The 13,481-nt window shown below is 58.0% G+C and carries 8 protein-coding genes; 4 read left to right on the forward strand and 4 right to left on the reverse strand.

Annotated features, from left to right (window positions below; all coding sequences use genetic code 11):
* Window positions 1–3 precede the first annotated feature (3 nt).
* Window positions 4–981: a GntR family transcriptional regulator gene (locus ACYVHX_RS14995; RefSeq protein WP_460672468.1), complete on the reverse strand. Its 978-nt coding sequence runs from the start codon at window positions 979–981 to the stop codon at window positions 4–6.
* Between the two features lie 125 nt (window positions 982–1,106).
* On the opposite strand from ACYVHX_RS14995, the gene ACYVHX_RS15000 reads away from it, so the two are divergent.
* On the forward strand, window positions 1,107–3,188 hold the full coding sequence (locus tag ACYVHX_RS15000) for a glycoside hydrolase family 127 protein (protein WP_460672469.1): 2,082 nt from the start codon (window positions 1,107–1,109) through the stop codon (window positions 3,186–3,188).
* Between the two features lie 39 nt (window positions 3,189–3,227).
* Window positions 3,228–5,735 (forward strand): family 16 glycoside hydrolase, encoded by a 2,508-nt coding sequence (locus ACYVHX_RS15005; RefSeq protein ID WP_460672470.1) that lies wholly within the window; start codon window positions 3,228–3,230, stop codon window positions 5,733–5,735.
* An 18-nt stretch (window positions 5,736–5,753) separates the two neighbouring features.
* Here the strand turns inward: ACYVHX_RS15005 and ACYVHX_RS15010 are convergent, their stop codons facing one another.
* From ACYVHX_RS15010 to ACYVHX_RS15020, 3 genes are read right to left on the reverse strand one after another with little or no spacing between them, the layout of a single operon-like run.
* Window positions 5,754–8,126, reverse strand: a complete 2,373-nt coding sequence (locus ACYVHX_RS15010) for a TonB-dependent receptor (RefSeq protein WP_460672471.1) — start codon at window positions 8,124–8,126, stop codon at window positions 5,754–5,756.
* An 18-nt stretch (window positions 8,127–8,144) separates the two neighbouring features.
* Window positions 8,145–9,233, reverse strand: a complete 1,089-nt coding sequence (locus ACYVHX_RS15015; protein WP_460672472.1) for a DUF4249 domain-containing protein — start codon at window positions 9,231–9,233, stop codon at window positions 8,145–8,147.
* A 57-nt stretch (window positions 9,234–9,290) separates the two neighbouring features.
* Entirely contained in the window at window positions 9,291–10,685 is a 1,395-nt protein-coding gene (locus ACYVHX_RS15020; RefSeq protein WP_460672473.1) for a Kelch repeat-containing protein, read from the reverse strand.
* Between the two features lie 368 nt (window positions 10,686–11,053).
* Here ACYVHX_RS15020 and ACYVHX_RS15025 point away from each other — a divergent pair, with 368 nt between their 5' ends.
* Complete coding sequence (locus ACYVHX_RS15025) at window positions 11,054–12,226, forward strand: FAD-dependent monooxygenase (protein ID WP_460672474.1); 1,173 nt, start codon at window positions 11,054–11,056, stop codon at window positions 12,224–12,226.
* 31 nt (window positions 12,227–12,257) lie between these two features.
* Window positions 12,258–13,475 carry a hypothetical protein gene (locus tag ACYVHX_RS15030; protein WP_460672475.1) on the forward strand — a complete coding sequence of 406 codons (1,218 nt, stop codon included), beginning with the start codon at window positions 12,258–12,260 and terminating at the stop codon, window positions 13,473–13,475.
* The last annotated feature ends 6 nt before the right edge of the window (window positions 13,476–13,481 follow it).

A 13,481-nucleotide genomic window follows, 5' to 3' on the forward strand; every position in this document is an offset into this window, starting at 1 on the left:
CCATCAGAGCGATTGGCGAACCGTGAGCTGCCAGGGATTTTCGATGGTGCAGATGGCTTTGGTGTCAAGGAGTTGGGCCATGGTCTTGCCCATGCGCCGGAAATCCGTGGACAGCGTGGTGATGCCGCCCGCCAACACCTCTTTCAGGGGCGTGTCATTGTAGGAAATAATGCCGAAATCCGTGCCGGGACGGAACTGTTGCCGGCTGGCCTGCTTCAGGAGAGCCGCCAGGTCCTCGTCCTTCACCGTGATGTACAAATCCCCTTTCCGGATCTTCCGGTTGGCGGTTTCCGAAATATAATCGTGGTCAAAACCGTGTTGCTGACAAAAGCCTTTGAGTCCTTCGTACCGTTCTTCGGGCTCCTTTTCCTCTTTCTGAACCATCAAAATCCGTCCATATTTGCGGATTAACGCCAGCCCCGACGTCAGGGCTTCGTAGGTATTCTTCTCAAAATCCTGAAAAACGGCCGAATACGTTCCTTTCAGTTCCGGGTGAAAATGATCCAGCAGAAACACCCGCCCCGAAAGCGATTCGAGCAGCGGACCAAGGCCCTGAAACTTCCCGGACATGATGATGTAATCCGTGTATTTGTGGTTGGCGTCGCGGACCAGCGTTTCAAAAATCTTCCGGTTGTAATTGTGAAAATACAGGTCAACGGCGACCGAACTGCCGACGGACTCCATGAACGAGTTGTACAATACTTCCTTGAATCCATTGAATTCGTTGAACAACAGAAACACGTGATGGCGGGCTTCGATTTTCGTACTGGTTACAAAATAACCGATCCCGTGATTGGACTCCACCAGTCCTTTGGCAATCAGTTCGCGCAGGCCCGCAAAAACCGTATCCCGCGACAGGTTGTAGAGGCCCCGGAATTCATTGATGGAGGGAATGCGGTCGCCACTCTTGTAGGCTTCGGACTGGATTCGGTCGGTAACGTGGCTGACCACCCGTTTGTATTTTGATTTATTTTCTTTCACGGCCGGACTGGGTACCCCGCAAAGGTACTTTTTTCTCGGTACTGATTCGTGAATTTAAATAAAAATCGTACCAGTTCGTACCAGTTGAAAAAGAGTTCTATATTTGGGTCACGCAACGCATCGCCATGAAAAAGTACCTTACTTCCCTTTGCCTCCTTGGCTTCCTGCTGACCACCGGCCCGGGTCAGGCACAAAACCGCAGCAACAAGCCGCAGGTCCCGCTTTACCAGGTGCACCGCGCCACCATCCGGGATCCGTTCTGGAGTCCGAAACTGGAACTCTGGAGCACAACAACCGCCACCGATGTCCTCGATAAATTTGAAGGCAAGCACCTGAGCACCGCCGAAGAACAGAGCAAAAACAATGTCTTTGGCAATTTTGACAAGATAGCCGCCGGAAAAAAAGGCGGGGGCCAGCACGCCGGTTTGCCCTGGTTTGACGGCCTGATCTACGAAACCATCCGGGGCATCGGCGACCTGACCCGGCTGCATCCCGATGCGGTTTTGCAGGCCCGGCTGGATGGCTACATCGACCGCATTGCGGCCGCCCAGCAGACCGACCCCAATGGGTATCTCAACACCTACACCGATCTGATGGAACCAACGCACCGCTGGGGCGAAAATGGCGGTTTTCTGCGCTGGCAACACGATGTTTACAATGCCGGGATGCTCATCGAAGCCGGGGTTCACTACTACAAAGCAACCGGCAAAACCAAACTGCTGGGCGTGGCCACCCGGTATGCCAATTACATGAGCGGGTTGATGGGCCCCGCCCCTAAACAGAATATCGTCCCCGCCCATTCCGGACCCGAAGAAGCCGTCCTGAAACTGTACTGGTTGTTGAAGGAACAGCCGGATCTGAAGAAAAAACTGGGTGTTCCGGTCAACGAAACGGCTTACCTCGGGCTGGCCCGGTTCTGGCTCGAAAACCGGGGCAAACATGCCGGTTATCCGCTCTGGCTTAGCTGGGGCAATGAGAAATCGGAGAAATGGATCAAAGACCAGCAATACAAAGCGAGCACCCCGGCCACCCGGCCGAGCTGGGGCGACTACGCCCAGGACTCGACCCCGGTTTTTGGGCAGAAAACCATCGAAGGTCACGCCGTGCGGGCCACTTTACTGGCTACGGGCATCACGGCGATGGCGCTGGAAAACCAGGCTCCGCACTACCTCGAAACCGCCGATCTCTGGTGGGACAACATGGTGGGCCGGCGGATGTTCGTAACCGGCGGAGTCGGGGCGATTCACAACGACGAAAAATTTGGACCCGATTACTTTCTGCCCACCAATGCTTACCTGGAAACCTGTGCCGCCGTCGGCGCCGGTTTTTTCAGCCAGCGCATGAACGAACTGACCGGCGATGGCAAGTACATGGACGAATTTGAGCGGACGCTGTATAACAATGTGCTGACCGGCGTTTCGCTGTCGGGCACCCAGTATACGTACCAGAATCCGCTCAACGCCCACGATCATGCCCGCTGGGCGTGGCATTCGTGCCCCTGCTGTCCGCCCATGTTCCTGAAAATGGTTTCGGCGCTGCCCGATTTCATTTATGCCTCGGCGGAAAACCGGGTACTGGTCAATCTGTTTATCGGCAGTGAGGCCACGGTTCAACTGGCCAGAAACCGGGTCGCGGTCCGGCAGGAAACCAACTACCCCTGGAACGGGACAATCAGTCTGACGATCAGTCCCGAAAAGCCGGAATCGTTCGAGGTTCGGGTCCGGATTCCCGGCTGGGCGCGCGGCAAGGAAAATCCCTACGATCTGTACCGCTCCGATCTGCAACAGGCGTTTGCCATCCGGGTCAACGGGCAGCCGCAGACCGTCAGGCTGGAAGAAGGTTACGCGGTCGTCGGCCGGAGCTGGAAAAAAGGGGACCGGATTGACCTGGAGCTGCCCATGAAACCACGCCGGATCACGGCCAACGAGCAGGTGCGGGATTTGCAGGGGCTGGTTGCGCTGGCATCGGGTCCGATTGTCTACTGCCTGGAAAGCAGCGACAACGCCCAGCTGGATTCCCTGCAAATTCCGGCGGCTGCCCCCCTGCACCTGGACTACCGGAAGGACCTGCTCAAGGGGGTCAACGTCATTACCGGCCAGGTCAGAAACAAGCGGGGCGAAACGAAAACCTTCACCGCCGTTCCCTACTATGCCGCGGGCAACCGCCCGCAGAAAGGCTATAAAGTCTGGCTGCCCGCCAACCGCTAAAGTCGGGTCAGTCGGGTCCTTCACCTTCCCATGTTTTTCATGAAAAACGATACAACGGGCGGTTTTCCGAAAATTCTGTTGTCGCTTGCTGTTTTGGCGACGCAACTTTCGACCCCGGGCCAGGCCCAGACGGCCCACATCACGGTCGAAAGCGATCAGGTGGAAAATACAATTAGCCGGTTGCTGTACGGATCGAATATCGAAGATGTGAACCATGAAATCTACGGCGGTTTTTATGACCAGCGGATTTTTGGCGAGAGTTTCGAAGAACCGGCCACCGGAGTCGATTTGGGCCGCTGGCGGAGGTATACCGGCTACTGGACGGCAACCGCGGACGCCGTTACGATCATCCCCGGCCGAAACACCACGAGCGAGGTGTTCATGAACGGCATCCACCCGCTGGGTGTTGAGCCCGACCAAAGTGCCAAGCTCATCTACGAGCCCCGGGACTACGCCAACGGCACGGTGCAGGCTCAAATCCGGTTTATCGGAAAAGGCGAGAGCGGAGCCCTGCTGGTTCGGGTGGCGAATGCGGGCGTCGGGCATGATGGTTTTGATGGCTACGAAATCAGCCTGAGCCGCGACGGTAAAACGGTCGCCCTCGGCAAACACCGGCAAAACTTCGAACGGCTCCGGGAAGCTGCGGTGGCGGTGAATCCCGAAGCCTGGAATACCGTAAAGGTGACGCTCAACGGCCCTGAATTAACGGTTTTCCTGAACGAAAAACCGGTTCTGTCCTACCGCGACGCGAACGCGCCCCTGCTGACCGGAAAAATTGGCCTGCGCACCTGGAAATCAGCGATGGAATTTCGGGGCATCACGGTGGAGGAAAACGGAAAAACCGTCTCCCTGCCGCTGGTGACGGCGCAGAATCAGAACGTGAGTTACAACTGGGACCGGGTCCAGTCCAAGGGCGCGACGGCGGTTTTTGAACCGGACAGCACAACGGCCTACAACGGGAAGACGTCGCAGGTGATCCGGTTTTTGGGCGGCACCGGAAAAGCCGGCATTGCCAACCGGGGCCTCAACCGCTGGGGCATCGCCGTTCGCCAGGGCCAGACCTTTCAGGGGCGGCTTTACCTGAAAGCCGACGGGCTGACGGGCCCGGTTCATGTGGCGCTGGAAAGTGCCGATGGCCGCAAAACCTACGCCGTCCGGACGTTGACCAACCTCAACACCGCCTGGAAGAAGTTTCCTTTTACGCTGACATCCGGCGCTACCGATCCGAACGCCCGACTGGCGATCTATTTAAGCTCGAAAGGCAAACTCTGGGTCGATCAGGTCGTGCTGATGGCCAACGGAAGCGATCAGTTTCGGGGTTTACCAATCCGGGCCGACCTTGGCCGGATGCTGGTGGCGCAGGGACTGACCTTTCTGCGCTACGCCGGGACGATGGTGAATTCGCCGGAATACCGGTTCAAAACCATGATTGGCGACCCCGACAAACGCCCTCCCTACCGCGGCCACTGGAACCACTACAGCACGAACGGCTTCGGCATCGAGGAGTTTCTGAAGTTTTGCGAAGCGACGAAAATAACGCCCTGTTTTGCCGTCAACATTTACGAAACGCCCGAGGACCTGGCCGATATGGTCGAATACCTGAACGGCGATGCCACCACGAAATGGGGGAGCCAGCGCGCCCGAAACGGCCACCCAAAACCGTATGGAGTGAAATACATCGAGATTGGCAACGAAGAAGTGCTTTTTAACCGCAACAGTCGGAACGGCTACGAGGAGTACGTGAACCGGTACAAAATCCTCCACCGGGCCATGAAGCAAAAAGACCCCTCCCTTCAGCTCATTCAGTCGGCCTGGTGGCGCCCCGACTCGCCCAACATGGAATATGTGTTCCGGGCGCTGAACGGACTGGCCGATTACTGGGATTTGCACGTCGGCGGTGACGATCCGAAAGCGGGCCTGGAAACGGACCGGCAACTGACCCGGATGTGGCAGCTGTTTAACCAGTGGGACCCGAAAACAACCATGAAAATTGCGGTTTTTGAAGAAAACGGCAGCAAACACGGGATGCAGCGGGCGCTGGGCCATGCCACCAACCTGAATGCCATCCGGCGGCACAGCGATTACGTCCTGACGTCGAGCCCCGCCAACGCCCTGCAACCCTATTTACAGAATGACAACGACTGGGATCAGGGCCAGATTTTCTTCACGCCGGACCAGACCTGGGGAATGCCGCCTTTTTATGCCCAGCAAATGCAGGCCGAAAACCATTTGCCCCTGCGTGTCCGGAGCACCGTTGAAGGGGGGCTGGACGTAACGGCCACCCGCAGTGAGGACGCCAAAACCCTGATCCTGCACGTTGTCAATCCGGGCGCGGAAGCCATCGACACGAAACTCCGGTTGAACGGCTTTACAAACAGACAGCCCGGCGCCGAGGTTTTTGTCTTAGCCGGTGATCTGACCGCCCGCAATACGCCGTCCGATCCGGCTCAGTTTAAAACGGTGGCTTCCACCGTACCGATGCGCGAAGAAACGCCCGTCTACCGTTTTCCCGCGCATTCGTATACGATGATAAAATTCACTAGATGAAAGGGAGTTCAGGCGGTTTTAGTAGTTGAAATTCCAGCTCAACGAGGGGATGACTGTGCCAAAAACCGAAAGCCGGTAGCTCCGGGTGGTCGTGTTTACGCGCTGAAAATAAATCGAATACGGATTCTTGCGGGCGTACACGTTGTAGAGCGACACCGACCAGTTGCTGTACCGACGCTGCCCCGGCGACCGCCGGCCGTCTTTGGTAAACGACACATCCAGTCGGTGATAGTCCGGAATGCGGTCGGCGTTGCGCTGCGAATAATCGAGCACTTTGGTACCGTTGAGTCGGTAGGTGCCGTCCGGGTAGGTTGTCGGCCGGCCGCTGGTGAAAACGAAGTTGGTGCCGAAGGTCCACCCCCGGCTCCATTTCCACTGCGTCGCAACGGTCAGATTGTGGGGCCGGTCAAAAGTAGACGCGTACCAGGCCCCGTCGTTAATGCGGTCGCGGGTGTAGGGCGTCCGGACCCGCGCCAGCGTCCGGGCGTAGGTGTAGGCCAGCAGGCCCGTCAGCAGCCCCCGGGTTTTCTGAAGGCTCACTTCCACCCCATAGGCCCGCCCCTGCGCCCGCAGCAGGTCCGCATTCAGGGCCGGGTTGAGCAAAAGCGTTGCACCGTTGCGGTATTCCACCAGATCGGTCATCTCCTTGCTGTACACTTCCAACGAGGTTTCGTAGACGTTTTCCCGAAAGTTGTGGAAGTACCCCACGGCCCACTGATCCGCCACCGAAGCGGGCACCAGCGCGTCGCTGAGCTTCCAGAAATCGACGGGTGAAATCGCGGTGGTGTTGGAGATCAGGTGCAGAAACTGCCGGGTGCGGTGGTAGCTCACTTTGACGGAACTGGCCTTCGTGAGCGAAACCCGCACCGTCATCCGCGGTTCCCAGCCGCCGTAGTCCGCGACCGGTTTTCCGCTCCCGTACGTTAGCGTATCGGTAATGGTTTCGCGGCTGCGCGGCAGTCCCTCGGCGTACTGATAACCGACTCCCGGCCCCTGGTTGGTAAACCGGGCGTACCGAATCCCCCCCTGAATCGACAATCCCCGGGTCGGCGTCCATTCGTCGGAGAGATAACCCGCCCATTCGCGACCCTGTTCGGCCGGCAAGGTCTGGGCGACGATGTTGGAGCGTTCGCCGGTGGGCGTTAGGGCGCCCGGCAGCAGCGAATAGGTCGTCAGCGTCCCGCCAAATTCAAGCCGGTGCGCCGGCAGGGGCGTCCACAGTCCGTCCAGCCGGACGTCGCGCTGGCGGAGCGTCGAGCGGTAGCGGTAGGTATCGACCGCGCCCTGGCCATCTAAAAAAAACCGGTAGTCACTTTGCGTCCCCGTCAGATTGACCGACAGTTGCGGGTTGAAACGCTGGCTATACCGGGCGGTGAGCAGGGTCGACTGGGTGGTGTAGAGCGTATCCTGGGGGAATTTAAAGGTATCAAAAGAACGGTAGAAGGTGGTTGTTAGCTGGCCGTTCGGGCTAAACTGGTACGTGATGCGGCCGTTCAGGTCGTAGAACGAAGCCCGGTTTTGGTTGGTCGGAGCGGGAAACAGCCCGAGCAACAGCGACGGATAAGCGATGCGGCCACCGGCCAGAACCGTCAGTTTCTTGTCTTTCGTGACCGGCCCCTGCACCAGCAGCCGACTCGTCATTAAGCCAACTCCCCCGTTGACGCTGAGCCGGTCGGTTCCGCCGGTTTTGGTATTCATCAGCAACAGACTGGACAGTCGCCCGCCGTAAGCGGCCGGAATTCCGCCTTTGTACAGCGTGACATCCTGAATCGCATCGGCGTTCAGGTTGCTCAGCAGCCCCAGCAAATGGCTCGTATTGAACAGCGGAGCGCCGTCCAGCAGCACCAGATTCTGATCGGTACGACCACCCCGCACGTTAAAACCGCCCGCTCCTTCCCCGACCGTACTGACCCCCGGTTGCAGCGTCAGGGCTTTAAGAATATCGGTTTCGCCAAAAACGACGGGAATGTTGCGTAAATTCTTCATATCGAGCTTGACCACGCTCATCTGGGCGGCCGAAACGTTCGCGTCGGGCGCGCGGCCCGTCACGTTGACTTCTTCCAACTGCCGGATGTCCGGATTGAGCGTCACGTTCAGCAGCTCATCGGCGCGGCTGACATCGGCCGGAAGGGTCCGGCTGTAGTAGCCAAGCCGGGAAAAAGTCAGGCTATACAGCCCCGGCAGCACGCGCAGGCTGTAAAAACCGGTGCTGTCGCTGAGCGTGCCCAGATTCTGTTTTTTGTCGGCCACGGACACATTCGCCAGTCCCCGGCCCGATGCGCCATCGGTAATTCGTCCCCGGATCTGATACCGGTTTTGGGCCAGCAAACCGGATACGACCAGCACCAGCAGCGCAGCGGTTAAACTCGATCGAACAGTGAAGTGGCGCATCGTAGTATCCGGTCAGCGTTATTTTCCGTAGGTCAGCCATTTGGTGGGCGGGGCCGCCTGCGCCTGTTCGCGCGCCAGACCCGGAATCACCGGATTGGCGTTGCTAAACAGCAGGGGCCCGAACCGCGAGACAAACCGGGCGTAGTTGATGGTGTCGGTGGGAATGATCATGCGCTGCCGACTGACGGCCGACGCTCCAAAAAAGCCCAGCGCCAGCTGGCTGGTGTCCGCTTCGGCCCGGACGTTGCCCTCGATGCTGGCCGGTTGCGGGTCGAAAATGGTGCCGGTGCGCGACAGTTGCTCCTGGTAGAGAACCCAGTACTGGTAAGCCGCCCTTGAGAGGGAAAACTGCCGTACTTCCACGTACTGAGTGCCCAACGCCACCAGCGGAGCCGTCAAGACCAACTGCCCCGTGAGCCGGTTTCCGTTGATCAGCTGGTCGCTCAGGACGTTGGTCAGCGGACCATAGAAGGGTGCGTAGGACCCTTCGCCCGCAGACTGGGACGGGTGATAGTACCCCTGCGGATCGTTGCCGCTCCAGATGGGCATATAACTCAGGGCCTGCCAGCGGTAGAAATTGCCGGATTCGGGCGGATCCCGGGCATCGATGCGGATTAAAAACGAATTGAATGCCAGCAGGTTGGGGTCCGATACGCGGTATTCGGCGTAGAGCTTTTCAATGGCCGGAACCGGAGCCAGCACCTCCGGCCGGGAAACGTAACGGCGGCCATCGGGCAACTGCACCCGCAGCGTATAGGCCCGGCCCGGAACTCCCTGAAGCCGCGCATCGCGCATCCAGTAGAAAGCCGGGTTCAGCGGGTCCTGTACCAGCGTCGCCTGGTTGCCCAGGTTGTCCTCCACCGTGGCCCGGGCGCCGTTGATGGCCAGTTCGTCGGGAATCAGCAGCGAGCGGTTCAGGTTGCCCGAATACGTCAGCTTTATAATGTACGGCGGGGCTTCGTCGGTGATCAACCCATCGACCACCAGCCGGCGCTCGGTTTGCCGGATGGGCAACTCAACCGGGTCAACGCAGCTCCCGAGGACCAGCGGGAGGCAAACCGTAAAAAACCGGGTCAGCCGGCCGATCAAAGAAGGTAGAAGTATCATTTCAAGGTCGAAAAGGTTCGTCGTCAATCGTTTCACTGATTTCAAAAACCGCCCCATTCACGGTCGTAGCTCCCACCAGTCGGTGCAGCCCACAATGCGGTTGATACCCGTGCTGATTCGTTGCGCTTCGTATCCCCAGCCCAGGTACACCCGTTCGGGTTTGGCCCCGTCGGGCGCACTGAACACGGCCAGCAACTGGTTTCCCTGACCGGGGTATTCGGTCACGTACTGCCAGCGGTCGGCGCCGGGGTCATACTGCCACAAGTCACGCAAACCCTGCCCGTCGGGCGCCACGCCAAGCCCAAAATAACCGGTACGTGCCAGCGAAAAGCCCGTGCCGCGCTGGCGGGCCGCCCCCGGAAAAACCGCCCGTTGGGTCCAGGCGTCGGTGGTGGGGTCGTAGGCCCAAAGGCGCGTGGGCTGACCCGGACGCTGGTTGACGACATACCCAATGCTGCGGATGGAAAACGTAGCGAGCGTCCCGGGCGGTTCGGGCAGGGGCGCACGGACCGTCTGCGTGAAGGTAGCGTGTAAACTCCGCATGGCGGGCGAGCCATTCTGGGTCAGGAAGTAGGCTTCGTCGGTGGTGGTAAAAAAAGCCACTTCGCCGTCTTCGCCACCATACAGGGGTTTGACGGGGCTGCCCCCAACGGGAAACCGGGCCGCCATATCCCGGTAATAAAAATATTTGCTGGCAGACCGCTCCTCGGTGATATAGCCCAGGCCGCTGAACTGGTAGCGGTCTACGCCCATGAAAAACAGGTTGTACTGAATCACGCCCTGCCGGGGGGTTCTGATATCACTATTCGCAAAAAACGGCCAGCTATCGGTTGCCCGGTCGTAGAACTTGGTTTCCAGCCGATCCTGCTGCGGCCCGGCGTACCGGATCAGTTGCACCCGGTTTCCGACGTAGGCCCCCGTGCCGGGATGGCCACAGCCATTGTCCGGATTGGGGCCACAAATGCCATCCACCGCTACGGGGCAAGCCGTGTAATCGCCCCCGCTGAAAGTTGCAGGGGCCAGCCGCGTCCAGCGGGGCGTGGTGGGGAGTTGGTGCGTATACGAACGGAGCGCCGTGATGGAATCCTGATCGGCGAAACGGAAGGACAGGCGAAACTGATAGGTTTGCCCGCCGACCAGACCGTTCAGCCGGATGGTCGTCAGCCTGAAATCAGTCAGGTCTTTCGTTTCACCGGGCGGGAGCGTGACGATACCTCCCTCGGCCGTACTGGCCGTCAGCCGCCAGGCCGTTGGTTCGAGCCGGATGCTTTTCACCACGACTTCCGCCGACGTGGCGCCCGTGGAAAGGAGACTCACCAGCGAGGCCTGGGCCGCCGTAACGGGGTCAGGAACCTGGATCGGCACAAGATTCCCATCGGTCTGGCAGGAGGCCACTCCCATCGCCAGGGCGAAGCACATCCGCGCCGTATACCCGTGAATCAGCTTGTTCATTCGTGCAAATCAGGCATGAAATGCTGGTGTATCGTTCTCTCCTTTGGCCGGCCGGAAATTCCCGATCCATAGCCCATTGGCGCCGGACCGATTTTCGGTTTTGTCGGTACGCCAGGCCGGTGGGTATCCGTGCGGTTTCATCCTGTTCAATGAAGTGGTTCTTTTTGCAATATAAGAAGATGGTATACAATTTATTCTATTTCTCTACTTTGGTGAATAAGGCGTCGTATTAGACCCGTTTCGGGCGAAGTTGAGCAGCGCAAAACCGATTGATTGAGCCCTCCTGCTCATAATTCACCCGGTTTTTCGGAAAACAGTTAACTTGTCTTTTATTTAGTCTTAATTAAAGACTCTCAATTGCATCAACGATGCTGATTAAAGCAAATCCCGCCGTCAACCCGCTGGCTATTCTGGTCATTGGAGGGGGTATTTCCGGCCTTCTGTCGGCCATCCTGCAGGAACGAAACGGGCACCGCGTCACGCTGATTGAAAAAAGCGACGAGTGGAAACCGGTGGGGGGCGGCATCACCCTGACACTTAACGGGGTTCGCCTGCTAAAATCACTGGGTTTCATGCCCCAGATCGAGCGGTGCGCCAATGAGATTCGAACCATTACCATTGCGGACCGGGTCGGGCGCACGCTGTCTTCGTTTCACCTGGATGATTACGCGGCTTCTTACGCCAAAACCGTTACTATTTTCCGACCCCACCTGCACCAGATTCTGTTGAACGGTTTGACCACGACCCACGTTCAGCTCGGCACCGGTTTCCGAGCGATCGAGCAACTGCCTGATCAGGCAGCCGTGACTTTTACGGACGGCACTACGGGTCGGTATGACCTGGTGCTGGGTTGCGACGGCATCAATTCCGCCGTCCGATCCGCCCTTTTTCCCACCGCAACGATCAAGTATGCCGGCTATTCATCCTGGCGGTTTGTGGCCCCCGACGTGGGCGATCTGGACTATTCTACCGTTACGGAAATGTGGAGCACAGGGCAGCGGTTTGGCATTGTCCCCCTGACCGAAAACCGGGTGCACTGTTTTGCGTCGGTCAACACCGGAAAAAATTCGGTTGAAAACCGGGGCATCAGCGTTCCGGCCTTCCGGAAAATTTTTTCCGGATTCGGCGGTTACGTCCCCCAGTTGATGGCCACCCTGAAACAGAGCAGCGACCTGATTTACAACGACCTGGAGGATGTTCACGTAAAAAAGTGGTATAAAGGCCGGGTGCTGCTGATGGGGGATGCGGCCCACGGAATGACCCCCAACATGACGCAGGGCGCTTCGCTCGCCATCGAAGATGCCTGGGTGCTGGCCACGCAATTGGCTAGGTGTGCCACGCCCGAAACCGCCCTTTCGGCTTTCTACAACGCCCGGAAAAAGCGGGTCAACGCCATCCAGCGAAAATCGAACTTATTGGGAAAAATTGGTCAAATCAGCACGCCCGCCCTCTGTAACCTGCGCAATTACTGCTGGAAACGAATTCCGGATCGCTGGATTCAAAATGACCTAAAAAAACTACTGGCCTATCAGGAATTGTAAGCAAGCCTTTATTCTGTAACCTTCCAAACGAATGCCTTTCACGATTCAGTCCGTAAAAACCGCTGCCCAAAAGCAGGAATTTTTAGAGGTTGCCCGCGTCATTTACCGCTCGGACCCAAACTGGATTTGTCCGCTGGACCGGCAGCTGCACGCGATCTTTGAACCCGCTACCAATCCGTATTTTCAGCATGGCCGGGCCGAGCGCTGGATTCTGAAGGACCAAACGGGGCATCTGGTGGGACGAATTGCGGCTTTTATTGACGATAACAAAAAGCAGAACAGCGAGGTAACGGCGGGCGGAGTCGGTTTTTTTGAGTGCATCGACGACCAGCAGGCCGCCAATTGCCTGTTCGATACCGCCAGGAACTGGCTGACGACGCATCAGGTGGAAGCGATGGATGGCCCCATCAATTTCGGAGAAAACGACCGGTTTTGGGGCCTGCTGGTGGACGGCTACACCGAACCACCCTTCACGACGAATTATAATTTGCCGTATTACCAGCGCCTGTTTGAAACGTACGGTTTTCGGGATTATTACCAGATGATCAGCACGGACCTCAGCCTGGCCCAACCGTTCGACCCGCGCTTTGAAAAAATACGGGATTGGATCAGTCAGAAAGAGCACATCCGGATTCGGCACCCCGAGCGAAACGAGCTGAGCACCTACGCAGGCTATTTTCGGGAAATTTACAACGAAGCCTGGCGCTTTCACGAAGCCTACAAGCCCATCAGCGAAGCCCAATCCCTGAAGTTTGCCAAGGAGATTGGCTTTCTATACGTCAAAGCCATGCTCACCTTCGCGTTTGTCAACGGCGAACCGGCCGGTTTTCTGGTTTGTACGCCCGATCTGAATCAGGTGTTCAAACCGCTCCGGGGGAAGTTGACGGCCTGGCAACTCCTGCTGTTTATGTGGCGCCGGCGAAACGATTTTGCCTGGTACCGCAAACGGGGCATCCTGACCCGAGGCCACGTAGTTGCCATTGGCATCAAACCCAAATTTCAGCAATACGGCCTGGAAGCCGGCATGATCATGACCTCGGCCGATGGCATTCGGCGGCTGGGATTCACGAATGCGGAACTGCGCTGGACGGGGGATTTTAATCCCAAGATAAACCGCCTGACAACCGCCCTGGGCGCCGTTCCGGTGCGCAGGCACATTACGTACCGCTACTTATTTGACCAAAACCGGGTGTTCGAACGGTACAAAGCCATTTCCATGAGTCGGGGAAAAGTTCAGGATTCGGCGTAATCGGGT

This window comes from Larkinella ripae, from assembly GCF_054780775.1.